The 23,298-nt window shown below is 62.6% G+C and carries 25 protein-coding genes and 1 pseudogene; 9 read left to right on the top strand and 17 right to left on the bottom strand.

Translation table 11 applies throughout. The annotated features are described in order from the left end of the window. Window positions 1-108 precede the first annotated feature (108 nt). From IEX16_RS13295 to IEX16_RS13275, 5 genes are all read right to left on the bottom strand, one after another. A complete protein-coding gene (locus IEX16_RS13295; protein ID WP_229676335.1) occupies window positions 109-843 on the bottom strand; it encodes a M23 family metallopeptidase in 735 nt (244 codons plus the stop codon). Beyond that, window positions 840-1,886, bottom strand: coding sequence for a L,D-transpeptidase family protein (locus IEX16_RS13290; RefSeq protein ID WP_229676334.1), 1,047 nt, complete (start codon window positions 1,884-1,886; stop codon window positions 840-842). The genes IEX16_RS13295 and IEX16_RS13290 overlap by 4 nt, the downstream gene beginning before the upstream one ends. Before the next feature lie 191 nt (window positions 1,887-2,077). Next, entirely contained in the window at window positions 2,078-2,533 is a 456-nt protein-coding gene (locus tag IEX16_RS13285) for an EVE domain-containing protein (RefSeq protein WP_188708962.1), read from the bottom strand. Between the two features lie 18 nt (window positions 2,534-2,551). Further along, window positions 2,552-3,316: a TSUP family transporter gene (locus tag IEX16_RS13280; protein ID WP_188708961.1), complete on the bottom strand. Its 765-nt coding sequence runs from the start codon at window positions 3,314-3,316 to the stop codon at window positions 2,552-2,554. Window positions 3,317-3,340: 24 nt separating this feature from the next. After that, window positions 3,341-3,934, bottom strand: coding sequence for a carboxymuconolactone decarboxylase family protein (locus tag IEX16_RS13275; protein WP_188708960.1), 594 nt, complete (start codon window positions 3,932-3,934; stop codon window positions 3,341-3,343). A 98-nt stretch (window positions 3,935-4,032) separates the two neighbouring features. Here IEX16_RS13275 and IEX16_RS13270 point away from each other — a divergent pair, with 98 nt between their 5' ends. After that, a complete protein-coding gene (locus IEX16_RS13270; RefSeq protein WP_188708959.1) occupies window positions 4,033-5,046 on the top strand; it encodes a serine hydrolase domain-containing protein in 1,014 nt (337 codons plus the stop codon). Window positions 5,047-5,084: 38 nt separating this feature from the next. Here IEX16_RS13270 and IEX16_RS13265 read toward each other — a convergent pair whose 3' ends face one another. From IEX16_RS13265 to IEX16_RS13240, 6 genes and pseudogenes are all read right to left on the bottom strand, one after another. Continuing rightward, on the bottom strand, window positions 5,085-5,759 hold the full coding sequence (locus IEX16_RS13265) for an alpha/beta hydrolase family protein (protein WP_188708958.1): 675 nt from the start codon (window positions 5,757-5,759) through the stop codon (window positions 5,085-5,087). A 24-nt stretch (window positions 5,760-5,783) separates the two neighbouring features. Continuing rightward, window positions 5,784-6,059, bottom strand: a complete 276-nt coding sequence (locus IEX16_RS13260) for a YkvA family protein (RefSeq protein ID WP_188708957.1) — start codon at window positions 6,057-6,059, stop codon at window positions 5,784-5,786. A gap of 214 nt (window positions 6,060-6,273) precedes the next feature. After that, window positions 6,274-7,749 carry an RNB domain-containing ribonuclease gene (locus IEX16_RS13255; protein ID WP_188708956.1) on the bottom strand — a complete coding sequence of 492 codons (1,476 nt, stop codon included), beginning with the start codon at window positions 7,747-7,749 and terminating at the stop codon, window positions 6,274-6,276. A gap of 174 nt (window positions 7,750-7,923) precedes the next feature. Continuing rightward, window positions 7,924-8,697 carry a hypothetical protein gene (locus tag IEX16_RS13250; protein WP_188708955.1) on the bottom strand — a complete coding sequence of 258 codons (774 nt, stop codon included), beginning with the start codon at window positions 8,695-8,697 and terminating at the stop codon, window positions 7,924-7,926. Window positions 8,698-8,725: 28 nt separating this feature from the next. Next, a pseudogene (locus IEX16_RS13245) lies at window positions 8,726-9,205 on the bottom strand (amidohydrolase family protein); the annotation flags it as partial. Further along, window positions 9,202-9,525: a HigA family addiction module antitoxin gene (locus tag IEX16_RS13240; RefSeq protein WP_188708954.1), complete on the bottom strand. Its 324-nt coding sequence runs from the start codon at window positions 9,523-9,525 to the stop codon at window positions 9,202-9,204. The pseudogene IEX16_RS13245 and the gene IEX16_RS13240, both read right to left, overlap by 4 nt. 130 nt (window positions 9,526-9,655) lie before the next feature. Between IEX16_RS13240 and IEX16_RS13235 the strand changes: the two genes are divergently transcribed. The 6 genes from IEX16_RS13235 (at window position 9,656) to IEX16_RS13210 (ending at window position 13,709) form a co-directional block, all read left to right on the top strand. Continuing rightward, window positions 9,656-9,913 carry a type II toxin-antitoxin system Phd/YefM family antitoxin gene (locus tag IEX16_RS13235; protein WP_188708953.1) on the top strand — a complete coding sequence of 86 codons (258 nt, stop codon included), beginning with the start codon at window positions 9,656-9,658 and terminating at the stop codon, window positions 9,911-9,913. Between the two features lie 19 nt (window positions 9,914-9,932). Continuing rightward, a complete protein-coding gene (locus IEX16_RS13230; RefSeq protein ID WP_188709021.1) occupies window positions 9,933-10,343 on the top strand; it encodes a type II toxin-antitoxin system VapC family toxin in 411 nt (136 codons plus the stop codon). 235 nt (window positions 10,344-10,578) lie between these two features. Continuing rightward, entirely contained in the window at window positions 10,579-11,211 is a 633-nt protein-coding gene (locus IEX16_RS13225) for a glycine zipper 2TM domain-containing protein (RefSeq protein WP_188708952.1), read from the top strand. Further along, on the top strand, window positions 11,208-11,444 hold the full coding sequence (locus tag IEX16_RS13220; protein ID WP_188708951.1) for a PepSY domain-containing protein: 237 nt from the start codon (window positions 11,208-11,210) through the stop codon (window positions 11,442-11,444). The genes IEX16_RS13225 and IEX16_RS13220 overlap by 4 nt, the downstream gene beginning before the upstream one ends. Window positions 11,445-11,709: 265 nt before the next feature. Further along, window positions 11,710-12,381, top strand: coding sequence for a response regulator transcription factor (locus IEX16_RS13215; RefSeq protein ID WP_188708950.1), 672 nt, complete (start codon window positions 11,710-11,712; stop codon window positions 12,379-12,381). After that, on the top strand, window positions 12,378-13,709 hold the full coding sequence (locus IEX16_RS13210; RefSeq protein ID WP_188708949.1) for an ATP-binding protein: 1,332 nt from the start codon (window positions 12,378-12,380) through the stop codon (window positions 13,707-13,709). Before IEX16_RS13215 ends, IEX16_RS13210 begins: the two co-directional genes overlap by 4 nt. Before the next feature lie 196 nt (window positions 13,710-13,905). Here the strand turns inward: IEX16_RS13210 and IEX16_RS13205 are convergent, their stop codons facing one another. From IEX16_RS13205 to IEX16_RS13180, 6 genes are all read right to left on the bottom strand, one after another. Then, window positions 13,906-15,192 carry an amidohydrolase family protein gene (locus tag IEX16_RS13205; RefSeq protein ID WP_188708948.1) on the bottom strand — a complete coding sequence of 429 codons (1,287 nt, stop codon included), beginning with the start codon at window positions 15,190-15,192 and terminating at the stop codon, window positions 13,906-13,908. A gap of 91 nt (window positions 15,193-15,283) precedes the next feature. Then, window positions 15,284-15,925: a uracil phosphoribosyltransferase gene (gene upp, locus IEX16_RS13200; protein ID WP_188708947.1), complete on the bottom strand. Its 642-nt coding sequence runs from the start codon at window positions 15,923-15,925 to the stop codon at window positions 15,284-15,286. 16 nt (window positions 15,926-15,941) lie between these two features. Beyond that, the gene (locus tag IEX16_RS13195; RefSeq protein ID WP_188708946.1) at window positions 15,942-17,228 is read right to left on the bottom strand and encodes a URC4/urg3 family protein; all 1,287 of its coding nucleotides are present in this window, start codon (window positions 17,226-17,228) and stop codon (window positions 15,942-15,944) included. Further along, complete coding sequence (locus IEX16_RS13190; protein WP_188708945.1) at window positions 17,221-18,492, bottom strand: GTP cyclohydrolase II; 1,272 nt, start codon at window positions 18,490-18,492, stop codon at window positions 17,221-17,223. The genes IEX16_RS13195 and IEX16_RS13190 overlap by 8 nt, the downstream gene beginning before the upstream one ends. Window positions 18,493-18,554: 62 nt before the next feature. Further along, window positions 18,555-19,514, bottom strand: coding sequence for a threo-3-hydroxy-L-aspartate ammonia-lyase (locus tag IEX16_RS13185; protein ID WP_188708944.1), 960 nt, complete (start codon window positions 19,512-19,514; stop codon window positions 18,555-18,557). Between the two features lie 8 nt (window positions 19,515-19,522). Further along, a complete protein-coding gene (locus IEX16_RS13180) occupies window positions 19,523-21,007 on the bottom strand; it encodes a helicase HerA-like C-terminal domain-containing protein (RefSeq protein ID WP_188708943.1) in 1,485 nt (494 codons plus the stop codon). 65 nt (window positions 21,008-21,072) lie between these two features. Here IEX16_RS13180 and IEX16_RS13175 point away from each other — a divergent pair, with 65 nt between their 5' ends. Both IEX16_RS13175 and purD read left to right on the top strand, forming a co-directional pair. Then, window positions 21,073-21,795, top strand: a complete 723-nt coding sequence (locus IEX16_RS13175; protein ID WP_188708942.1) for a YebC/PmpR family DNA-binding transcriptional regulator — start codon at window positions 21,073-21,075, stop codon at window positions 21,793-21,795. Window positions 21,796-21,978: 183 nt separating this feature from the next. Next, window positions 21,979-23,295 (top strand): phosphoribosylamine--glycine ligase, encoded by a 1,317-nt coding sequence (purD, locus tag IEX16_RS13170; RefSeq protein ID WP_188708941.1) that lies wholly within the window; start codon window positions 21,979-21,981, stop codon window positions 23,293-23,295. The last annotated feature ends 3 nt before the right edge of the window (window positions 23,296-23,298 follow it).

Genomic DNA, 23,298 nt, shown 5'->3' with positions numbered 1-23,298 from the left:
CCAGCACCTCAAGCGTTGCTGCCTTGCTATTGAATCAATAGCTGCTTGCGTTTGTCGGGTCTGGGCTGGCGGCTGATTTGGCTTAAAAACACAAACCAGCGACCCAGTTCACGGTTTGGCGTCGCGCCAGACCAGGAAGGGGTTGATCGGCGTGCCGCGCCACCATTGTTTCTCGGGGCCGAGTTTGTAAATCGCGAAATGCAAGTGCGGTGCGTCCGGTGATCCGTTCCCGGTGCTGCCGACGTAGCCGATGACCTGGCCCTTGCGCACCTTGCCGCCTTCGGCGATGCCGTCGGCGTAGCCGTCGAGGTGGGCATAGTAATAGGCGAACTCGCCGCTGGGGTCGAACTGGTACAGCGTGATGCCGCCGGGCTTGCTCAAAAACAGCTTGGCGATCGGTCCATCCTCGACTGCCAGCACCGGCGTGCCGCGTGGCGCCATGATGTCCAGCGCCTCATGCAGCGCACCGCCGGCGCGCCCCTGGGTGTAGTTGTCGCTGAGCTGGGGAGCGCTGAAGCCTTTGACCGGAATGTCCAGGCCGCGCGCGCGCAGGCGGGACAGCTCGGAGGCATCTGCCGGCCCGGCGAGCACCGCGGGGGTGGCATCGGTGTTGGGAGCGGGTTCGGCGACTGCCGCACCGGGCGGGGTCTCAAGCACCGCCGCAGGCGCGGCGACACCGGTGGGCGCAACTGCCACGGCGGCCGGAATGGTTGCCGCCGGCGGCGCTTGTGTGGTGGCGGCAGGCCGGAACCAGGTACCGATCACCACACCCGCGAGCACGGCCAGCGCCGCGCCCATCATCAAGGCCTTGCGCCAGCGGCGCGGGCGGCAGGTTGGGGTCACAGCTTGACGTCAACCTTGAACCCAGCCTTGACCAGGGTGGACAGCCGTTCGGCATCCCAGTTGGTCAGGTGAATGCAGCCATTGGTTTCGGAGTGGCCGACGTTCGACGGATTCGAGGTGCCGTGAATGCCCCAGTGCGGCTTGGTCAGGCCCAGCCAGATGCTGCCGACCGGGTTGTTGGGGCCTGGTGCCACGTCAACCTTTTGCGCATCTTTCGGTGCGTTCTTGAGGAGTTTGGGGTTGTAGGTGAAGCCGGGGTTTTTGACTTCGTTCTTGATCGCCATCATGCCCACCGGCAGGGGATCGTTTTTCTCGTTGCCTATGCTGATCGGGAATGCCGCGACCGGTCGCTTCTCGGCATCCAGCACATACAAGACGCGCTGGGACTTGTCGATCTCAATCGAGGCCGCCTTGACGGGCGCTGTGGCGCTGCCCACGTTGGGCACCACGATGTCCTTGCCGGCATCGACCTTGCGACCGCCGTTGAGCTGCTTGAGGTAGGCGATGCTGGTGTGGAATTTTTCGGCCAGCGCTTCGTCCGCCGACTCGAACACCAACGCTTTCATTTTCGCGCGTTCGGCCATGTCGGCCGGTGTTTTCTCGAACGGGCCGGCCGTGTCTTTTTCGGTCACCGTATAAGTGGCGAGCAACGGCGCGCTGTCTTCACGCAGCGATTTCCAGGTCTCGGCGGTGACCGTGCCGGTGACTTTTAAGCCACGCGCGGTCTGGAAAGCCTTGACCATGCGCTGCATGTTGGCGGCATAACGGCCGTCGATTTCGCCGCAGGAAAACCAGGCGCGATCCATCAGGATTTGTGCACGTGCCACGGCCGGGCCCTTGCTGCCGCTCTTGAGCAGCGGGCTGTCGCTGGCATTGTTGAAGGCGTCCATGTCGAAACCGGCGGTGGCCGATGTTTTGGCGCCGGCCTTGGCTGTTTGTGCCAGTGCTGCACCGCCGGCCAGACCGAGCGCGGTGCAGCACAGGCTGATGGCCAGCAGGCGGGAGACAAGCGAGGGGCGAGAAGAAAGGAGAAACATGACCATTAAAAAACTTTCAGCAGTTGTGGACTAAGCTTTGCCGAAAACGCGCATACAAACTGTAGGAAGCCGCGCTTGCTACGGGTCAGGTTCGGGCGGTTTGTGTGGTGAAGCGCAGCATCTCCGTGCAGCGTCAGTGCCTCTGATCCGCTATCTAATCAATAGCTGCTAACGCTCGCTGTTTATGGGCTGAAGCACTATTTGGCTTTAACAATGGCCTTCCAGTGCGGCGCCTCAACCGGGGTGATGGACAGGCGGTTGCCCTTCTTGAGCACCAGCATGTCGGCCAGTTCGGGCCGCTCGCGCAGTGTGGGCAGGGTGATGTTCGAAATCTTTTTCAGGACCTGTACGTCCACCAGCAGCCAGCGCGGCTCTTCGCGCTTCGACTTGGCGTCGTAGTAGGGTGAGGTCGGGTCGAACTGCGTCGGGTCCGGGTAGGCGCCGGACGCCACACGTGCAATAGCGACGATGCCCGGCTCGGCGCAGCTGGAGTGGTAGAATAACACCCCATCACCCACCTGCATGCCGTCACGCATGAAGTTGCGCGCCTGGTAGTTGCGCACTCCGACCCAAGGCACGGTGGCGTCGGGCGCAGCCAGCACATCATCAACCGAACATTCTTCGGGCTCGGATTTCATCAGCCAGTAGTTCATCGTGTACTTCCTTGACGCTCAGGGTTTGAGGATCTGCAGCACAGCCGGAACAATCAGCCCGGCGCCGGTGAGCAGCAGCAGGGCGCATACCAGCCTGAGCACGGCCGCCCGCGACCAGCCCGGCGGGTGCCGCTCCAGCCACCAGCTGAGCCCGAATACCAGCGGCGCCGCCAGCAGGCTTAGCTTGAGCGCGTTGCCGCTGAACTGGCCGGTCGGCAGCACCATCAGCAGCCGCAACAGCGAACTGGCGGCCAGCGTGGCCACCAGCGTGTCGCGCACGGTTTTCAGCGCCATCGGCTGGCGGTAAAAGTGATACACCAGCGGCGGCCCACCGGTGGCAAACAGGCCAGTCAGCAGACCCGAAACCGCTCCCCACAGCCTGAACATGGGTGCCGATGACCGCTCGCGCAGCGCTGCGGTCTCCATCAGCACCACAAGGGCGCAGGCGATCACCGTCAGGCCCAGCATCACATGCAGCACCAGCGTCACGCTGCTACTGAGCCAGCTCAGCAATACCACCCCGAGAAAAATGCCAACCACGCCGCCCAGCGTGATGTCGCGAAAGGCTGGGACATCCAGCGTCCGGCCTGGGCCACGCAAGGCCACCAGCGCATTGGCCAGCCCCAGCACCGTCGCCACGTTGGCCAGATCGGCCAGCGGCGCCAGCTCCAGCAGTCCGGCCAGGCCCAGCAGGATCAGCGCAAATGCAAAACCGGTCAGGCTTTGCGCGCAGGTGGCGAGCGCCACGCAGAGCAGGAAGAGGGCGATCTGAAGAAGGGTCATTCAGCGGCGTGTATCGGCAATTGGTCAGCGGTGTTTGCCGACTTCCCAGCCCACGCCGCCGATCGCCCGCTCGGCCACCTCCACCGCCAGCGGCTCCAGCGCCGTGGCCATGGTGTCGTTCCAGCGGTTCAGGTAACCAAAAAGCGCAATCGAAGCGACGATCTCGACGATCTGCTCGTCGTTGTAATGTTTCTTGAGTTCGTCAAAGTCGGTGTGCGACGCCTCGTTGGGCACTGCGCCTGCCTTGAGGGCCAGATTGATCGCGGCGCGTTCTGCCGGGCTGAACAGCGCGCTGTTTTCAAAGTCCCACAACGCGGCGATCTTGGCGTCCGACGCCTTGTAGATGCTGGACAGGTTGGTCATGTGCGACTGGCAATACAGGCAACCGGCCGCATAACTGCTGGCCAGGCTGACCAGCATCTTGGTTTCTTCCGGCACGGTGCCTTCATACAGCACGGCCTGGTTCAGCGCCATGAAGGCGCGCACGATGTTAGGCCGCCGTACCATGGTCATGATGCTGTTCGGCGTGAAGCCACGGGTTTTTTTGTAATGCTCGAAACGCTCGCGGATGTCGTCTTCCTTGACCTCGGCGAGGGGGATTGGGGAGAGGTGTGCCACGTGGTATTCCTTCTTGTTCTGTAAAACCGCCATGGTAGCCCGCCTCATTGTGCAGTTCAACAGCTACACTTCGCGCGTCTTACTCTCTGGGGCATCCGATGCGCCTTTTTTGCGCTTGCTTTTTCAGCCTGTTGCTTGGCATCGCGTCGCTGACCCAGGCGCAGTCTGGCGTCGAGTGGCGCGGGTCGTCGCCTGCCGAGCAGGTGCTCGATGCCGCTGCGTTCAAAGGGGTGGCTGCGACCATCACCGAGCATCTGGGCGACGTCGAGAGCGTGGTGGTGGTGTTGCGTGGGCGAACAGTGTTCGAGTTCTACCGGGATGGTGCCCCGGCCGCGCTGCGCGATGTGCATTCCGTCGCTAAAAGTGCGCTGTCGGCACTGGTGGGCGTCGCCGTGGGTCAGGGACGCATTGGCAGCCTGGACCAGCCCGTGCTGGCGCTGATGCCGGAATGGGCGGCGTTGAACAGTGACCCGCGCGCGGCGTCCATCACAGTCCGCCACCTGCTCACCATGAGCGCAGGTTTCGAGGTGACTGACCCCACCGGCACTGCTGCCGCAGGCAAGCCGCAGGACGCCTGGGCGCGGCCACTGAGCAGCGCGCCAGGTGCCTCATTTGCGTATGACAACGCCCTGGTTCCCGTGCTGTCGGCCGTGCTCGAACGAGCCACCGGCATGCCTTTGGCGGAATACGCACGCCAGCAACTGGTGACACCCTTGATGTTTGCAGAGCCCTCCTACAGCCGTGGGCTAGGTCTGCGCACGCTAGACATGGCCAAACTCGGCCAGCTGTTTCTGCAGAACGGCATGTGGGGCGGCAAGCAGATCGTTCCGCAGGCCTATGTCATGGCAGCGAGCCGGCTGCAAAATGCCGGCGGCCTGCCTGTGTCCCTGCCTTACGGCTACATGTGGTGGGTGGTGCCGTCCGGGGCGCCCCGCCACGCTTTCATGGCCGCCGGCTTTGGTGGTCAGTTCATCTGGGTGTATCCGCCGCTGGACCTCGTCATTGCTGCCACGTCAACTGCGTCGTTCAACACGGCTCGGCGCGGGCAGGCTTTGCAACTGATTCGCGGCCAGCTGTTTGCCGCTGCGCAGCGACGTCTTGCGAGCGAATAACACGCTCCGGTGCGTGTGCGTGAGCGGCTGCGCGCAAGTTAGCGTTTCTTCATCCAGCCGGCCAGGGTGTCCAGCAGTTCCTCGCGTGCCTGTTCGTCATTGCGGCCCGAGCGCACCAGCACGTGAAAGGCGTGGTCGGCACCTTCGATCACATGCAGGGTTGCGCGTTTTCCAAGGCCTGCCGTGGTCTGCGTGATCAGGGCCAGGTCTGCCAGCGCATCGCGCGTGCCCTGCAGGAAAAGCAGGGGTACCTTGATGCCGGCCAGGTGGGCAACTCGCTCGGTGGAAGGTTTGCCGACTGCATGCAGCGGAAAGCCCACCAGCACGATGCCGCGAACGCCCGGCAGCGGCTCGACCGCCTGCGCCTGCGTTGTCATGCGCCCGCCGAACGATTTGCCGCCGGCGAACAGTGGCACATCAGGCAAGCGCCGCGACGCTTCAGCCACCGCAGCCCGTATCGCCGCATGCGCCACGGCCGGCGAGTCCGGGCGCTTTGAGCCTTGCTCCATGAACGGAAAGTTGAAGCGCAAGGTCGCGATGCCGCGCTCTGCCAGCCCTTGCGCCATCGCTGCCATGAAGGCGTGGTCCATGCCCGCGCCGGCGCCATGGGCGAAGACAAAACACGCCTCGGCCCTGGCCGGCGCCTGGAGCAGGCCGGAGGTGTTGCCGCCAGAGGGCAGAGCGATGGTCAGTGCTTCTGGCCGAGCGGGCATCTTGATCGGCTGTCCCGGCAGCGCCTAGCTGGCGTCGCGTTTTGCCGTGCTTGCGGCGATTTCCGGAGGCAGGCGCTTGAGCAGCCAGCGAATCGCCAGCGGCACCAGGATCAGGTCATCGGCGATTCCAAAGAAGGGCAGCATATCGGGGATGAAGTCGATGGGCGAGAACAGGTAAAGCGCAATCGCCGCCGTGCCCCACTTGAGCCAGCTTGGCGCTTGCGGGTGACGCAAGGCGAACCACAGTTGCCGGGCGTCGCCGCGCAGCAATACCCAAAGCAGGGTCAGGCGTTTGAACATGAAAGCTCTTTCGTAGAGGGCGGGGAAGGGCCGATTCGATTCGGGACGCAAAACTGCTCGTCTGTCGTCATGCCGGACCTGATCCGGCATCCATGACGCGCAGGCATGGATTGCGGGTCAAGCCCGCAATGACAATTCAACCAACAGCCATGACTCCAGATAGCGCTGTTAATCCCCGCTGCAAGAGGCTTTCACAGGGCGTTACATTCCCTGCTCAAGCCCGTTCGAAGTCGATAAAACTTTTCTCGGCATCCACCGCCACCAGACGCACCTGCAGGGTGTCGCCCACGTCCAGCCCCTCAAACCCCCGCACCATCCGGCCCTCCAGCAAGGGGCTGCTGATGCGCACAAACGTCCCCTTGGCTGCGGCGCCGGTGACGATGGCGTCGAACACATCGCCCAAACGCCCGTCCAGCAGATAAGCCGCGGCGGCCTTGAGCACCTGGCGCTCGACCTTGCTGGCGTTGTCTTCCTGCAGCGTGCAATGCTGGGCGATCGCAGTCAGCTGGTCGGCGGAATAGGGCGGCGCCTCACTGGCCAGCGCCGCCTTTAGCAGGCGCTGCGTCACCAGATCGGGAAAGCGGCGATTCGGTGCGGTCGAATGGGCATAGTCGTTGATGGCCAGGCCGAAGTGGCCGAGTCCATTTGCGCCCGCTTTTGCTGCGCCGGGGGGTAGAGCCGGCGCAGCAGCGTACTCGCCCGAGCCCAGCAGCTTCACCACCGCCAGCGACAGGTCAGCAAAGCCAGTCGGGTCGGCCAAACGTCGCGCGCTCAAAAAATGGTCAAGCGCCAGTGCGTCAGGCAAGGCTGGCAACTGCACGCCGTGGTTTAAGGCCAAGGCCACAATGCGATCCCAGCGGCGCGGTGCCTGCAGGAACCGGCGTATGGACGGAAAGCCCTGATCCACCAGAAAACGCGCTGTTGCGCCATTGGTCGCAATCATCAGGTCGGCAATCAAATCCTTGGCGCGGTTTTTCTCGTCGGGACGCAAGTCCACCAACTGGCCGTCTTTGAATACCGGCCGGGCAGCGATGGTGTTGACATTGAGCGCACCGCGCGACTGACGCCACTGCCTCAGCTTACTGGCCAGCACATCGTGCAGGCGCACCTGCGCTTCCAGCCCCGGCACGCTGGCCATTTGTGATGGTGCTGGCCCGTTGCCGTCCAGCCAAGCTGAAACAGCGTCATAAGTCAGCTTGGCGTGGTTCAACACCAGCGCGCGGTAGATGCTTGACTCGGACACTGTGCCGTCAGCGGCTACCAGCATGTCCACAACCACGGCCAGCCGCTCCTGGCCTTCGTGCAGCGAAGTGAGGTCGGTGGACAGCACCTCCGGCAGCATGGGGAAAATGCCCGCCGCTGTGTACACCGAGGTCGTGTTGGCGGCCGCATGCTTATCCACCGCACCGCCAGGCCGCACCAGCCAATCGACATCGGCCACCGCCACCAGCAGGCGCGCGGCACCCGCAGCCAGCGGCTCGGCCACGCTCAGTTGGTCCAGGTCGCGCGTGTCGTCGTTGTCAATCGAGAACCAGGTCAGGTGCCGCAGGTCGCGGATGTCTCCGCTGCGCTCGGGGTCGGCGTGGCGTGCGGCTTCGGCTTCGTGCAATGCTTGCGGAGAAAAGACCGGCAGCAGGCCGCGGGAGCGCATGGCTTCTACGGCGATTTGGTGGAGGTGGGTGGGGTTCATATGAAGCGCGTTGTATTTGATCCCATGTACCTGTTGACTCCTTCAAATATGGGAGCCTTTTTAACTGCGGACGATCTGGGGGTTAATTTCATTGTCAGCAAGTTGGTACAGGGGTGCAGTCTCTTTGTGCTGTCGGCACGTCAAACTCAAGAGCGATTGCACAGCTCGCCCCTTTCATTTATTCGATGGCGGTTCGCTGATTTCGACAAGCTGAAAGACGTTGGTTAGTAGTTGTGAAAGGCGCTGCTCTGGGTAAGGGCATCGTTCTCTCAGTCCAAGGGCCTGCTGGTCGGAGAAGTGAACGACGTCCTCTCCCAGGATGGTCGATCCTTTGCGCAGTTGAAGCGAAGCCTTGGTGAAATGAGTCGGCCCGAATGATCCCCCGGTAGCTGGATAAATCTGCTCGCTCATGGTGCTGAGCACCAGTTGATACTCAACATGGTGGCCGAACACCAATGGTGCGGGGTTCGTAGTGATGCACAGGTCCAGCGAAGGCGTGCTGGATGCCATCGCAACGTCGCGTATCTTGAGGTTGGATCTCGTTTTGCACAGGAGAAAATCGCCACGCATTAGCGCCGCGACGCTGTGAGCATCATGAATTCTTGACGTTCCTTTGTTTTGCTCCACTGAGTTCGCATAAACAAGCACTGCCGGAATCTCTACAGGTATCACCTGATGAACAAGCGGCAATGCCGGTGAGTCTGCGCAGAACTGTTCGAATGTGGCGGATCGTTGTGCGTGTTCTTCGCGCAGCGTGTTGCCGGAATGCCAACGAGCAATCTGCGTCAGTATCGACGTGAGAACGCAGCCCAATGCAAGGATACCGAGAATTCCTCTTGCTTCCCCTTTCTCGACGAAGAGACTGAATACAAAAATAGGGACAAGTGCAACGAGCCAGATGTAGCCGGTAGCGACCGAATAGAAGAATAAGAAAAACAGTAACTCCATATTGATGTTTGACTATGCGAGCGAAGGTTCACTTGAGTTTAATAAAGTAGTCAGTCGTAGACGGCCGCCTCGCCATCCGTAGCTTAGCCACCACCTCCGTAGTCTCCGCCACAAGCGTACCCTTCCTCCAAACTTTCAACCGATTCGCCCGCAACCGAATCGCCTCCACCGCATCCCGCGCCTGCAGCAGCACAAAACTCGCGTCACACCCCGGCGCGATGCCGTAGTTGTCGAGGTGCATGACCTTCGCGGCATTCACCGTCACCGCGTCAAAACAGTCACGAATGCCTTTCTGGCTGGTCATCTGCGCCACGTGCAGGCCCATATGTGCCACTTCGAGCATGTCGCCGCTACCCATGCCGTACCAGGGGTCCATCACGCAGTCGTGGCCGAAGGCGACGTTCACGCCGGCGGCCATCAGTTCGGGTACGCGGGTCATGCCGCGTGCGTGTGGGTTAGGTGTCAGGACTGCCTTGAGGGTAATGTTAATAGGGCGGGCTGCAATCAAGCGCCGAGTGAAAATCCTTCGGCATTGGGCATCACTTCCACTTCTTTCATGATGGCTTTGGCTTTTGCTTTCTCGGCAATCTTGAGGTCATACATCGTCTGCAGGTTCATCCATGACTGGGCGTCACCGCCAAAGCAACGCTCCAAGCGCAAAGCCGTCTCAGGCGTTATGCCTCGTTCTTCTTTCACGATCTCATTGATGCGTGAGGCTGTTACCCCAAGCTTTTTGGACAGCGCGTTGGCGGTCATGTTCAGGGGCACCAGGTATTCTTCCCGGAGGATTTCTCCGGGGTGGATGGGGCGCATTCCGTTCTTGATCATAAGTAGTGCCTTTCAAAAGTCATGAGCAAGGCGCTCAGTGATAGTCAACGATTTCAAACAGCCTTGGTAAATCACTCACCTTTACTTTACCTGATAAACTAGTCAGATGACCGGTCAAAAGGAGTGTTGTATGAAAGTCTGGCCCGTGCAAGACGCGAAGGCGCGTTTTAGTGAATTTCTCGATGCGTGCCTGACAACCGGGCCGCAGATGGTGACGCGGCGAGGGGCTGAGGCGGCGGTGCTTGTTCCGGCTGCGGAGTGGAAGCGGCTGCAGTCTGCGGCCAAGCCCTCGCTCAAAGAGCTGTTGCTGTCTGAAGCCGCGCGTACGGAGTTCTTGGTGCCAAAGCGCGGTGCTGCTCGCCGGCGACGCACTGAAGCTTTCAAGTAAAGCATTGAACCAAAGCGCCATGTACCTTTTGGACACCAATGTCATCTCTGAGTTGCGCCGACCCCGGCCACATGGGGCGGTGATCGCCTGGATCGAGTCGGTTGCTGACATTGATTTGCACGTTTCAGCGGTGAGTCTGGGCGAAATCCAGGCCGGGATTGAGATCACGCGGGATCAGAACGAGGCCAAGGCGCTTGAGATCGAGCAATGGGCCGATCTGATGGCGGCGTCGTACAACGTATTGCCCATGGACGCAGAGGCCTTCCGCATCTGGGCAAAGCTCATGCACCGCCGCTCTGACACCTTGTATGAGGACGCAATGATCGCAGCGACCGCAGTTCGACATCAGTTGACGGTGGTCACGCGCAACGTCGCAGATTTTTCTACTTTTGGCGTTCAGCTGCTCAACCCATTTGAGTCGCCCGTTTGAATCTGCCGTAGCTGACTTCTGTAGAGTCTGAATCGGACTTGGCAAACGCACCAAGGGTCCACACGCAGTTGTGAGTGAAGGCGATGTTGACGCCTGCGGCCATCAACTCGGGCACGCGGGTCATGCCCGCGGAGCGTGGGGTACGGATCGGGGCGAACCTTTTTATCGATTTCGTTCAGCTTTCGTTCACCCCTTCCTTCATAAGCTCTGTCTCACATCAACCAAGGAGCTCTCCATGAAACGTTCTGCCATTCTTTGCCTGACCACGCTGCTGGCAGCGGGCGCCCAGGCCCAAACCTTTAACGACACGGCTCGCGTGCGCAACGTCGCCCCACAGTACGAAAACGTCTCTGTTCCGCGCAATGAGTGCACCAACCAGTGGGTGACGGAGCAGCAACCGGCGGTGTCTTCGCGCAATTACGGCGCACTGGCGATCGGCGGTGTGGCCGGCGCGGTGCTGGGCAACCAGGTCGGCGGGGGCCGCGGCCGCCAAGCTGCTACCGCCGTTGGTGCCGTGGTCGGCGCGCTGGCTGGCGAGCACTTTGCCAACCAGAACAACTGGGGTGGTGGGGGTTACCAGCAAGCCTCCCAGCCGCAGCAGCGCCAGGTGCAGAACTGCCGCACTGTGAATGACGTTCAGTCCCGCCTTACTGGCTATCAGGTTGAGTACGAGTACCGTGGCCAGGTCTACAAAACGGTAACTCGCGAGAACCCGGGCCGCACCTTGCCGATACGCGTTTCATTTGCGCCGGCGGAGCGCGAGTACCAGGATGGACGCAACTACCAGGATGGACGCAATTACCAGGGTCGGCGCGATGACCGGGATGACCGCGACGAGCGCGAGTACTATGGCGCTTACAAGCGATGAATGTATTTGCCAAACTGCTCTGCGCCACCTTGCTGGTGGCGTCCAACCTGGCCTGGGCCAACCTGACCCGCGACGACGCGGCCGCAGTGGCCCAGCGCGCCAGTGGCGGCCGTGTGCTGTCCGTCGAGAAGTCCGAGTCCTCGAGCCAGCCGGTGTGGCGCGTCAAGGTGGTCACGGCGGCTGGTGAGGTCCGCGTGATCCAGGTGGACGTCGCGACCGGCCAGGTCCGTTAGGGCCGGCTTGCGGCAGCATTAACCTAGAAACGGCACTTGACCGCTTGTATCCCTGGGCCAGAGCGCATGAACACCGGCATTTGTCGTCTTGAAGCGCCTCACGGCTTGGATGAGAGCGCTACGCACCCGATTGAGCCGCCCTGGCGCGCGCTGACTGCGTTGCTCCGCCTAGCAGGCATTAGCCTGCGTCGTTGTCGCGCCTTGCCAGTGCACCCCACGACGGCCCACTCGGGCGCGTCCAACTGCCGTTTCTAGGTTTAAGCCTATGCGCCTGTTGCTCATTGAGGACGATGCGGCGCTGCGGCTTACGCTGGCCCGCCAGCTGGAGGCCGATGGCCACCGGGTCGATCAGGCCAAAGACGGTGAAGAGGGCCTGTTTCTGGCGCGCGAGTACCCGGTTGATCTGATCATTGTTGACCTGGGGCTGCCGAAGCTGAACGGGCTGACCATCGTGCAGCGTCTGCGCCAGGAGGGCAAAGTTCTGCCCATTCTGATCCTTACCGCGCGCGGCAGCTGGCAAGACAAGGTGGTGGGCCTGGAAGCCGGGGCCGACGACTACTTGGTCAAACCATTCGAATACCCGGAGCTGGCAGCGCGGCTCAAGGCCTTGCTGCGGCGCTCGCTCAAGACCGCATCTGACGTGCTGACACTCGGTCCCCTGAGCATCGATTTGACGGCGCAGGCGGTGCGGCTCAACGGCGCGGCGCTGGAGCTCACGGCGTACGAGTACCGTCTGCTCGAAACCCTGGTGCGCCAGCGCCCGGGTGTTGTCACCCGACAGGCGCTGTCAGACTACCTTTACCCGCACGGTGAAGACCGTGACAGCAATGTGCTGGAGGTGCTGGTAGGCCGGTTGCGGCGCAAGCTCAACCCCGACGGCGGTGTGGGTCTGATTGAGACGGTGCGTGGGCGGGGTTACCGGTTCACACTGGAATGAAGGGCGGCATCTCCATCCGTGTCCGACTGCTTCTTGGAGCCGCCCTGGTGCTGCTGGCCTTTTTGACGGGTGCTGGGCTGGCGGTTCAGCGCGCAAATGCCGAGAGCGTTCAGGCGGCCTATTTTGGCCGGTTGCAGAGCACCATTTACCTGCTGCTGGCAGCGGCTGAACTTGATGCCAGCGGTGCGCTGGTGATGCCGCAGGCTTTTGCCGAGCCACGTCTGTCGCTGCCAGGTTCGGGCCTGTATGCCGGTATCTACAACGTGCTGCGTGGGGATCGGTGGCAATCGGCCTCGGCCTTGGGCCAACAGCTGCCGTTCCGGCGCAGCCTGCAAGCTGGTCAGTGGCGTAACGAGACGCTGGACGAGGCCGGCGGGTCCTTCCTGTCGGTCAGTTATGCCGTCACCTGGAAGGCCTCTGCACGTGAGGCGCCACTGGTGCTGACGGTACTGGAAGACCGCGCCGCCTTCAACCGCGAAGTCGGCGCCTTCACTCGCACCTTGTGGCTCTGGCTGGGCGCCGCTTCCGTGCTGCTGCTGCTGGCCCAGCTGTGGCTGTTGCGCTGGGGTCTGGCGCCGCTGCGGCGCGTGGCCAGCGAGATACGGCGTATCGAAGAGGGCGAGCAATCGCGCATCGAGGGGCGATACCCTGCCGAAATTTCCGGCCTGACAGACAACCTGAACACGCTGATCCAGCAGGAGCGCGTGCGCCAGACCCGGCATCGCGACGCATTGAGTTTTCTGGCCCACAGCCTGAAGACGCCGTTGGCCGTGCTGCGCAGCGCTTTGGCCGAGCCGGCGCATCTGCCAGCCACCGTGGCCCAGCAGGTAAGCCGCATGGACGACATCGTGCAACACCAGCTGGGGCGCGCCATCGCGGGGGGCGCTGCGCGTTTTGCGCCGCCGCTTTTGCTGGCGCCTGTCGTGGAGCGCATTCGCGATGCACTCGCCAAGGTTTATGCCGAAAAAGCCCTGGACTTCAGCGTCGAGTGCCCGCCAGATTTAGCCTGGCGTATTGATGAGGGCGACCTGTTCGAGATGCTGGGCAATCTGCTGGACAACGCGGCCAAGTGGGCGCGCAGCCGGGTGGGGGTGCGGGTGTGGCGTGATGCCGGGCGCTTGTGCATCTGCATTGAGGACGATGGACCAGGATTCACCGATACCGAGTCGGTGCTGCGCCTGCACGTGCGGGGCGACGAGCGCGTGCCCGGGCATGGCGTGGGGCTGGCAGTGGTCAGTGACCTGGTGGCAAGCCATCAAGGGGAACTGAAGCTCGTGCGCAGCTTGATGGGCGGCGCGCGGGTGGACATCGTGTTGCCGGTGCCCTGAGGCGCATGCGCTTCACCTTAGAAGTCGGAAGTTTTTATTGATACTTCCATAAATCATGATGGGCGACTTACTGCCGTTCGCCCTGAGTTCGGCCTGTCCTGAGCTTGTCGAAGGATCGAAGGGCCCTTCGTCCTTGCTCAGGACAGGCTTCGACAGGCTCAGCCCGAACGGTGTGGTGTCATGAATTACGAAAACATCAATAACTTACGTTGAAGAAGGCGGTTTGGCTGGGTCGGTTGGCGACGGTCAAGCTTGCCACCACCTCTGGTGTCTGTGCCAGCAACTGCCCCTTCTTCCACACCTTCAACCGATTCGCCCGCAAGCGGATGGCCTCCACAGCATCCCGCGCCTGCAGCAGCACAAAACTTGCATCACACCCGACTTCCAGCCCATAGCCCTGAAGGTGCATCACCTTGGCGGCGTTGACTGTCACAGCATCAAAACACTGGCGTATGCCTTTCTGGTTGGTCATTTGCGCCACATGCAAACCCATGTGCGCGACTTCAAGCATGTCGCCGCTGCCCATGCTGTACCAAGGGTCCATCACGCAATCGTGGCCAAAGGCGACGTTGACGCCGGCGGCCATGAGTTCGGGCACGCGGGTCATGCCGCGGCGTTTGGGGTAGCTGTCGTGGCGGCTTTGTAGGGTGATGTTGATCAGCGGATTGGCAATCACGCTGACGCCGGATTCGGCGATCAGTGGCAGCAGCTTGCTAACGTAGTAGTTGTCCATGCTGTGCATCGATGTGCAGTGGCTGCCGGTGACGCGGCCCTGCAAGCCCAGGCGCTGGGTTTCAAAGGCCAGGGTTTCAATGTGGCGGGATAGCGGGTCGTCAGACTCGTCGCAGTGCATGTCGGTGAGCAGACCGCGCTCGGCGGCAATCTCGCACAGCAGCTTCACGCTGGCCGCCCCTTCGGCCATGGTGCGCTCGAAATGCGGGATGCCGCCGACCACGTCCACGCCTTTGTCCAGTGCGCGTTTGAGGTTCTCAACACCGCCTTTGCTGCGCAACACGCCGTCTTGCGGGAAGGCGACCAGTTGCAGATCCATGTAGGGCGCTACCTGTTTTCTGACTTCCATCAGCGCGTCCACCGCCAGCAGGCTGGCATCACTGGTGTCCACATGGCTGCGGATAGCCAGCAGGCCCTTTGCCACCGCCCAGTCGCAGTAGGCGAGGGCGCGCTCGATGATGGCCTCGGCCTTGAGCGTGGGTTTCAGTTCGCCCCATAGCGCGATGCCTTCCAGCAGCGTGCCGCTTTCATTGACACGCGGCAGTCCGTAGCTCAGCGCCGCGTCCATGTGGAAGTGCGGGTCAACAAAATGCGGGCTCAGCAGGTAGCCGCCGGCGTCCACGATCTCGGCCGCCTGCGCACCGGAGAGGGGGTCTGCCGTCACTTCGGTGATCTTGCCGTTCTGCACGGCGATGGACATGCCGGTGCGTCCGTCGGGCAGGGCGGCGTTGGTGATCAGGAGGTCGAGCATGGGTCAGCCTCGTGGTTAGATGCCGCAAACCGGCGACTAGATTGCTATCAAATTAAGAGCTGCTTACGCTTTCAGGCTATGGGCTGGAGGTCTATTTGGTTCCAAAGATGCGGTCACCGGCATCGCCCAGGCCCGGCAGGATGTAGCCGTGGTCGTTCAGCTCGCGGTCAATGGCAGCGGTGTAGATCGGCACGTCGGGGTGGGCCTTTTGCAGCGCGGCGATGCCTTCGGGGCAGGTCAGCAGGCAGACGAACTTGATGGACTTGGGATTGAGTTCCTTGAGCCGATCCACGGCCGCGATCGCCGAGTTGCCGGTGGCCAGCATCGGGTCGACGATGACGATGTCGCGTGCTTCCATGTCGTGCGGCATCTTGAAGTAGTACTCGACGGCGGTCAGGGTTTTCGGGTCGCGGTACAGGCCGACGTGGCCGACGCGCGCGCCCGGCACCACGCTGAGCATGCCTTCGAGGATGCCGTTGCCGGCACGCAGGATGGAGACAAACACCAGTTTCTTGCCGTCGATGACTTTGGACATCGTTTTTTCAAGCGGCGTTTCGATCTCGATGTCCTGCATCGGCATGTCACGCGTGACCTCATAGGCCATCAGCATGCTGAGCTCGTTGAGCAGGGTGCGGAAGGTGTTGGTGGAGGCGTCCTTGCGCCGCATCAGAGTCAGCTTGTGCTGCACCAGCGGGTGGTCGATCAGGTGGACTTTGCTTGTTGGGGTGGTCATGGTGTGTGGTGGATGGTCAAAATACGGTGCCGTCGCTGATGATGTTCAGCGGCGGCTGGCCGCCATGCAATTGCTGCGCCAGCGCGCGGCCTGCGGCCCAGGTGCCGCCTTCGAGCACACAGGCCAGTGGCATCTGCTCTGCGCTCAATCCTAACTGCTCGCGCACCAGCGGTGCCAGCTCGTCCAGCAGTGCCACCGTCAGTGCGCGCCATTCGACGATCAGCTCATCACCGGGTGCGTGCAGCCGCTCCGACAGCGCCGGGTTCTTGAGCAGCAGCACGCCTGCATCGAGAAACAGGCCGCCGTTGCGGTACTCGGGCAGGCCAGTCAACGCGTCCAGGCCTTCGACCTGCACACCGGCCCATTCAAACGGTTCGAGCAGCGAATAGGTCAGCCACTGCGAGAGTTTGTGGAAGGGCATCCAGCCACGGCTGGGGCCGTCGGCCTCGTCGCCGGCGGCAGGGTGGCGCCAGCAGTCGCCCAGCGGCTCGCCGTCAAGCGTGTTCTGCGCGGGCCAGATTGGTGCCAGGCCGGTCAGCAACAGCGTCAGCACATCATGCGCCTGCACCGTGTCGTTGCCCGCGGGCGCGAGCCGGTCGAACAGGTGGCCGGGCCGGCCGGGCTGGCCGAAAGTTGCCGGGTCGTCCTGCAGCGCCTGGCCGAGGCGGCGCAGCAGGGCGGCGCGGCCGTCCAGACCGATCAGCGGGTTGTCAGCATTGACCTGAAACGCGTCGGCGAGGCGTTCTGCCGTCACGGCCTGCAGTCCGGCGGCATCGGCCTGCAGCGGGCGCGCGAGGTCGCTGGAGAACAGCCCATCCATAAAAGCATGAAAACTCGCCACGCCCAGGCCTTCGGATCGGCTGAACTCTTGGGCCGGGTGCTCGCCGGCGGCGCCCTCGCGGTAACACCAGTCGGGCCCGGCGCCGGCGTCCAGCAGCACGCTGACCAGCGCCAGGTCGATCTGGGCGCGGGCCCGTTCGGCGAGGCTGGCAGAACCCAGCGCGGTATTGAGCTGCGCCAGCCGGTCCACACCGCCGGCCTCGAAATGCCGCCAGCGGCTGTGGTACGGAATCACCAGGTCCGGATAGCGGACTCGTGTGAACTCGGCCACCAGTGCGGCGGCGGTCAAGAGGGCGCCGTCATTGACACTGAACCAGGTCGACTCGCCACGCCGCGCCCGCGCCAGCAGGGCCTGTGCGCGGCTGCGTATCGTGGCTGTAGAGCGTAATTCGGCTGCAGCCCTTGACTGTATTGCGCCAACAGCTATTGAATTTGTAGCGTTGGCGAGGGTGGATTCAGGCATCCAGCCCCCGGCCTTTGGCTTTTTTCAGTTCTTCGGCCGTCGGTACGGCGCCGGGTGTGAAGTAGCCGGCCGCCATCTTGGCGTCCATCTCGACCTGCGCGTCGGCGGGAATCATGTGCTCGGGGATGTTGACGCGCTCGACCACCTCGATGCCAGCGGCCGTGATCGCGTCGTACTTCATGTTGCTCATGGAGACGAGCCGGTGGATCTTGCGTATGCCCAGCCAGTTCAGCACGTCGGGCATCAGCTCCTGGAAGCGCATGTCCTGCACGCCGGCCACACATTCGGTGCGGTTGAAATACTGGTCAGCCGTGTCGCCGCCGACCTGGCGTTTGCGCGCGTTGTAAACCAGGAACTTGGTGACTTCGCCGAGCGCCCGGCCCTCCTTGCGGAAGTAGGAGACCAGACCGACGCCGCCACGCTGCGCGCCCTGAATGCATTCCTCGATCGCGTGCGTCAGGTAGGGCCGGCAGGTGCAGATGTCCGAGCCGAAAACGTCCGAGCCGTTGCATTCGTCGTGCACGCGGGCAGTCAGTTCGATCTCAGGGTTCGCCAGGTCGCGCGGCTTGCCGAAGATATAGGCGGTGAGGCCACCGATGGGCGGCAAAAAAACTTCGAGGTCGCTGCGCGTCACCAGCTCGGGATACATGCCGCCGGTTTCTTCGAACAACACGCGGCGCAGGTCGGTCTCGCTGCAGTTGAACCGTTTGGCGACTTCGGGCAAAAACCAGACCGGCTCGACAGCGACTTTGGTGACCATAGCCGCGCCGCCAGCCGTCAGGTATTTGCCGTCGGCCTTGAGGCGTCCCGACTGCAGTGCCTCGATCACCTCGGGCAGGATCACATGCGCCTGGGTCACGGCAATTGTGGGGCGGATGTCGTAGCCGGCGGCCAGTTCGGTGCCAAACACATCTGCGATGGTGGCGCCCCAGGGGTCCATGGCAACGATGCGGCCGGGCTCGCTCCACTGCGGGTAAGGGCCGATGATGTCGGTCGGCGAGGTGTTGGTCAGGTCGGCCTTGTGGCTGGCCGACAGGGCGCCGGAAGCCACCGCCAGCGCACGGTACACGCTGTAGGAGCCGCTGTGGGTGCCTATGACGTTGCGATGGCTGCGGTTGGTGGTGGTGCCGACCACCGGCCCGCGTTCAGCGGCGGTGGCAGCGGCCCAGCGGATGGGGAGGGCGCCGTAACCACCGGCGTGGGAGGTCAGGCGGATATGGCGCGGCGGATTTTCCCGAGCGGGAATCGTGGGGTCTGCAGACATGGAAGGCCCTCAAAAACAACAATGTACAGAGCCGTTCTGGGACTGGCAAGCGCGGGCTGCTTTCAGCCTGACACCAGTTGTGCGAAACGCGACAGATCGATGTTGCCGCCGCTGATCAGCACGCCGACACGCGCGCCGCGCAGATCCAGGCCGCTGCTGGCGGCACCGGCCAGCGACAGGCAGCCGGTGGGTTCCACCAGCATCTTCATGCGTTCGGCGTAAAAGCGCATGCTGTCCACCAATTGGCCGTCGGTGGCGGTGAAAATATCGTCTACCTTGCTGCGAATGATCTCAAAGGTCAGATGGCCCAGCTGCTGGGTCTGGGCGCCGTCGGCCAGGGTTTGCGGCACAGCTATCTTGATGCGCTGGCCGCTGCGCAGCGACTGCTGGCCGTCGTTGCCGGCTTCGGGCTCCACGCCATACACCTTGCACCTGGGTGACAGGGCGCGGGCCGACAGCGCGCTGCCGCTGAGCAACCCGCCGCCGCCCAGACAGACAAAAAAGTGGTCCAGCTCACCCACTTCTTCAAACAGCTCCTTGGCGGCTGTGCCCTGGCCGGCGATCACGTCGGCGTGGTCAAAGGGCGGGATCAGGGTCATGCCGCGTTCTTCGGCAAGCTGGCGGCTCAAGGCTTCGCGGTCTTCCTTGAAGCGGTCAAAGGTGATGACCTCCGCGCCGTAGCCGCGCGTGGCGGCGAGTTTGGCGGCGGGTGCGTCCTGCGGCATCAAGATGACTGCCGGCATGCCCAGAATACGTGCCGATAGCGCAATCGCCTGAGCATGGTTGCCCGATGAAAAAGCCAGGGCGCCGCGTTTCTTTTGCTCTGGTGTGAAGCGGGCGAGCGCGTTGAAGCCGCCGCGAAACTTGAAAGCGCCCATGCGCTGGAAATTCTCGCATTTGAAAAAAACCTCGGCGCCCAGCATGGTGTTGGCGGTGCGGGAGCGCAGCACGGGCGTCTTGTGGGCGCGGCCGGCTATCCGTGCGGCAGCGGCTACTACGTCGTCATAAGTTGGAAGAATCATGCGTCGGTTTACCTTTTCTTGCCACCGAAGATAGTGCCCAACGCCCCGCGCAGCACTTGCCGCCCAAGGGCGCGGGCCTCTGACTTCAGCACCGACTGCACCAGTCCATCGCGCTGGCCGCCGCGTGCACCTTTCGAGCCGAAAAGCACATCGCTGATACTGCCCATCAGCCCTCCATCGGCCGCTTCCGCTGTTTTTGCTGCCTCTGCTTGCACCGCCACAGTGCGTGCCTTCAGCATCTCGAAGGCCGACTCGCGGTCCACGTGTTTTTCATAAGCGCCGGCGACCAGCGAGTTTTGTATCAGGGCCTGACGCTGCTGCGGCGTGATCGGGCCGATCTGGCTTCCGGGCGGCAATACATACACGCGCTCGGTGATGCTGGGCCGGCCCTTGCTGTCCAGAAAACTCACCAGCGCCTCGCCCACGGCCAGCTCGGTGATCGCGGTTTCGATGTCGAGCCCAGGTTTTTGCCGCATGGTCTGGGCCGTCGCCTTGACGGCCTTCTGATCGCGCGGGGTAAAGGCGCGCAGCGCGTGCTGCACCCGGTTACCGAGCTGGGCCAGCACCGAATCCGGAATGTCCAGCGGGTTCTGCGTGACGAAATAAACGCCGACGCCTTTGGAACGCACTAGCCGCACCACCAGTTCAATCCGCTCAATCAGCGCCTTGGGCGCGTCGGTAAACAACAAGTGGGCTTCGTCAAAGAAAAACACCAGCTTGGGTTTTTCTGGATCGCCGATCTCGGGCAACTGCTCAAACAGCTCGGACAACATCCAGAGCAGAAAGGTGGCGTACAGGCGCGGCGAATTCATCAGTTTGTCGGCGGCCAGGATGTTGATGACACCCTTGCCGTTGTCCGTCTGCATGAAATCGCTGATGTTGAGCATGGGCTCGCCGAAGAACTTGTCGCCGCCTTGGGTCTCGATCTGCATCAGACCGCGCTGGATGGCGCCCACGCTGGCGGCGCTGATGTTGCCGTACTCGGTGGTGAACTGGCTGCCGTTGTCGCCCACATACTGCAGCATGGCGCGCAGGTCTTTCAGGTCCAGCAGCAGCATGCCGTTGTCGTCGGCAATCTTGAACACCAGGTTGATCACGCCCGCCTGGGTCTCGTTGAGCCCGAGCATGCGACCCAGCAGCAGCGGGCCCATGTCGGATACGGTGGCGCGCACGGGGTGGCCCTGTTCGCCGAAGACGTCCCACAGCGTGGTTGGGCAGGCGAAGGGCTGCGGGGTGTCGATGCCGCGCTCTTTCAGGATGGCCGCCATTTTTTCGCCGATGCTGCCGGCCTGGCTGATGCCGGCCAGGTCACCCTTGACGTCGGCCATGAAGACCGGCACGCCAATTTTCGAGAAGTTTTCCGCGAGCGTTTGCAGCGTTACCGTCTTGCCGGTACCGGTGGCTCCGGTGATCAGACCGTGGCGGTTGGCCAGCGCCGGGAGCAGCTCACAGGTAGTTAAAGCATTCCGGGCAATCAAAAACGGCTCGGCCATGAGGTGTCCTCTGAGTGAAAAAGTAAAATACGTTTTGTAGATTAAATCAATTCCAAAGGATTTCCGTGGCTGGTCACAGTAAATGGGCGAATATTCAGCACCGCAAGGGGCGGCAGGACGAGAAACGCCAGCGTATCTGGACCCGTGTGATGCGCGAAATCATGGTTGCGGCCCGCATGGGCGGCGGCGATTTGGGCACCAATCCGCGCTTGCGGCTGGCGGTGGACAAGGCCAAGGCGTCCAACATGCCCAATGAAAACGTCAAGTACGGCATCGCCAAGGCCACCGGCAGTCTGGAAGGTGTGCATTACGAGGAAGTCCGCTACGAAGGTTACGGCATAGGCGGCGCGGCCATCATCGTGGACTGCATGACCGACAACAAGGTGCGCACCGTGGCCGAGGTGCGGCACGCCTTTTCCAAGCACGGCGGCAACATGGGCACTGAAGGCTCGGTAGCCTTCCAGTTCAAGCATTGTGGCCAGCTGATTTTTGCGCCCGGCACCAGCGAAGACAAAATCATGGAAGTGGCGCTGGAGTCCGGCGCCGACGACGTGATCACGCACGAGGACGGCGCCATCGAGGTGCTGACGCCTTACACGGGCTTTGAGGCCGTCAAGAACGCGCTGGAGGCCGCCGGCCTGAAACCTGAGCTGGCTGAAGTCACCATGCGCGCCGACAACATGATCGAGATGTCCGGCGCGGAGGGTGAAAAAATGCAGCGGCTGCTGGACATACTGGAAGACCTGGACGATACCCAGGACGTTTTTCACAATGCCGCCATTTCATGAGCCCCCACACTCCGCACTTCGTGTCGTCGCTGCCCCCCGAGGGGGCGCTGCGCCTGCGGTTCGGCGAAGCCGGTTCCGCGGCCCTGGCTGGTCAAGAGGGGGCGCGGCCGCTTGTCGCTTTGCGTACTGCGCTGCCGCCCGAGGGGCTTACGCTTGTTTGGAAATGCATATGAAAGTGCTCGCATGAAAGTTTTAGTGGTTGGCGGCGGTGGCCGTGAGCATGCGCTGGCCTGGAAGCTCGCGCAGTCCCCCAAGGTGCAGGCGGTGTATGTCGCGCCTGGCAATGGCGGGACCGCGCTGGACGCGCGCCTGGAAAACATCGCCATCACCGACGTGAAAGCGCTGCGCGAGTGGGCACTGGCTGAAAAAATCGCCCTGACCGTGGTCGGCCCCGAGCAGCCATTGGCGGCCGGCATCGTCGACGAGTTCCGCCTGCATGGCCTGCGGGTGTTCGGCCCGACCAAAGCTGCCGCACAACTAGAAAGCTCCAAGGCTTTTTCCAAGGCCTTCATGAAGCGCCATGGCATTCCGACAGCCGAGTACGAAACCTTCACCGACGCGGTGGCGGCCCACGCCTATGTCGACGAAAAAGGCGCACCGATTGTGGTTAAGGCCGACGGGCTGGCGGCCGGCAAGGGCGTGGTGGTTGCCATGAACCTGCACGAAGCGCACGAAGCGATTGAATTCATGCTGGCGCCTGACCCCAGCTTCAATCCGCTGGGCGTGACGCACAACGCCGGCGGTGCGCGCGTGGTGATCGAGGAGTTTCTGCACGGCGAGGAAGCCAGCTTCATCGTCATGTGCGACGGCAAAAATGTCGCAGCCATGGCGACCAGCCAGGACCACAAGCGTCTGCTGGATGGCGACCAGGGCCCGAACACCGGGGGCATGGGCGCTTATTCGCCCGCGCCGGTGGTCACACCCACGGTGCACGCCCGCGCCATGCGCGAGATCATCCTGCCGACCATCAAGGGGATGGAAAAAGACGGCATTCCCTTCACTGGTTTTCTCTATGCCGGTCTCATGATCACGCCCGACGGCAAGGTCAAGACTCTGGAATTCAACTGCCGCATGGGCGATCCCGAAACCCAGCCCATCATGATGCGGCTCAAGTCGGACCTGTACGACGTGATGATTGCGGCGACCTCGGGCAAGCTCGACGAGGTCGAACTCGAATGGGACCGCCGGGTCGCGCTGGGTGTGGTGATGGCCGCGCACGGCTACCCGCTGCAGCCGCGCAAGGGCGATGTGATCACCGGCCTGCCGCCAGTCAGCACCTCGGGTAGCGAGGACACGGTGGTATTTCATGCCGGTACCGCCACCGCAGGGGGTGGTGTCAAGGGCAGCGTGCTGACCTCCGGCGGGCGGGTGTTGTGTGTCACAGCGCTCGCCAGTTCGGTGAAAGAGGCGCAGCACCAAGCTTACGATGCCGCCAGGACCATCCATTTTGATGGTGCGCAGTACCGCAAGGACATTGGATTCCGGGCCATCAAGCCCTGATGG

The sequence above is a fragment of the Polaromonas eurypsychrophila genome (genome assembly GCF_014641715.1).
GTDB lineage: Bacteria > Pseudomonadota > Gammaproteobacteria > Burkholderiales > Burkholderiaceae_C > Polaromonas > Polaromonas eurypsychrophila.
The sequence above is the reverse complement of the archived record's forward strand: the minus strand, read 5'-3'. Positions and strand labels throughout refer to the sequence as shown.

Excerpts from the sequence above, each read along its gene's own strand:
- IEX16_RS13290 (WP_229676334.1), bottom strand. The coding sequence starts at position 1,886 with ATGGTCATGTTTCTCCTTTCTTCTCGCCCCTCGCTTGTCTCCCGCCTG.
- IEX16_RS13285 (WP_188708962.1), bottom strand. The coding sequence starts at position 2,533 with ATGAACTACTGGCTGATGAAATCCGAGCCCGAAGAATGTTCGGTTGAT.
- IEX16_RS13280 (WP_188708961.1), bottom strand. The coding sequence starts at position 3,316 with ATGACCCTTCTTCAGATCGCCCTCTTCCTGCTCTGCGTGGCGCTCGCC.
- IEX16_RS13270 (WP_188708959.1), top strand. The coding sequence starts at position 4,033 with ATGCGCCTTTTTTGCGCTTGCTTTTTCAGCCTGTTGCTTGGCATCGCG.
- IEX16_RS13265 (WP_188708958.1), bottom strand. The coding sequence starts at position 5,759 with ATGCCCGCTCGGCCAGAAGCACTGACCATCGCTCTGCCCTCTGGCGGC.
- IEX16_RS13260 (WP_188708957.1), bottom strand. The coding sequence starts at position 6,059 with ATGTTCAAACGCCTGACCCTGCTTTGGGTATTGCTGCGCGGCGACGCC.
- IEX16_RS13255 (WP_188708956.1), bottom strand. The coding sequence starts at position 7,749 with ATGAACCCCACCCACCTCCACCAAATCGCCGTAGAAGCCATGCGCTCC.
- IEX16_RS13250 (WP_188708955.1), bottom strand. The coding sequence starts at position 8,697 with ATGGAGTTACTGTTTTTCTTATTCTTCTATTCGGTCGCTACCGGCTAC.
- IEX16_RS13240 (WP_188708954.1), bottom strand. The coding sequence starts at position 9,525 with ATGATCAAGAACGGAATGCGCCCCATCCACCCCGGAGAAATCCTCCGG.
- IEX16_RS13235 (WP_188708953.1), top strand. The coding sequence starts at position 9,656 with ATGAAAGTCTGGCCCGTGCAAGACGCGAAGGCGCGTTTTAGTGAATTT.
- IEX16_RS13230 (WP_188709021.1), top strand. The coding sequence starts at position 9,933 with ATGTACCTTTTGGACACCAATGTCATCTCTGAGTTGCGCCGACCCCGG.
- IEX16_RS13225 (WP_188708952.1), top strand. The coding sequence starts at position 10,579 with ATGAAACGTTCTGCCATTCTTTGCCTGACCACGCTGCTGGCAGCGGGC.
- IEX16_RS13220 (WP_188708951.1), top strand. The coding sequence starts at position 11,208 with ATGAATGTATTTGCCAAACTGCTCTGCGCCACCTTGCTGGTGGCGTCC.
- IEX16_RS13215 (WP_188708950.1), top strand. The coding sequence starts at position 11,710 with ATGCGCCTGTTGCTCATTGAGGACGATGCGGCGCTGCGGCTTACGCTG.
- IEX16_RS13210 (WP_188708949.1), top strand. The coding sequence starts at position 12,378 with ATGAAGGGCGGCATCTCCATCCGTGTCCGACTGCTTCTTGGAGCCGCC.
- IEX16_RS13205 (WP_188708948.1), bottom strand. The coding sequence starts at position 15,192 with ATGCTCGACCTCCTGATCACCAACGCCGCCCTGCCCGACGGACGCACC.
- upp (WP_188708947.1), bottom strand. The coding sequence starts at position 15,925 with ATGACCACCCCAACAAGCAAAGTCCACCTGATCGACCACCCGCTGGTG.
- IEX16_RS13195 (WP_188708946.1), bottom strand. The coding sequence starts at position 17,228 with ATGCCTGAATCCACCCTCGCCAACGCTACAAATTCAATAGCTGTTGGC.
- IEX16_RS13190 (WP_188708945.1), bottom strand. The coding sequence starts at position 18,492 with ATGTCTGCAGACCCCACGATTCCCGCTCGGGAAAATCCGCCGCGCCAT.
- IEX16_RS13185 (WP_188708944.1), bottom strand. The coding sequence starts at position 19,514 with ATGATTCTTCCAACTTATGACGACGTAGTAGCCGCTGCCGCACGGATA.
- IEX16_RS13180 (WP_188708943.1), bottom strand. The coding sequence starts at position 21,007 with ATGGCCGAGCCGTTTTTGATTGCCCGGAATGCTTTAACTACCTGTGAG.
- purD (WP_188708941.1), top strand. The coding sequence starts at position 21,979 with ATGAAAGTTTTAGTGGTTGGCGGCGGTGGCCGTGAGCATGCGCTGGCC.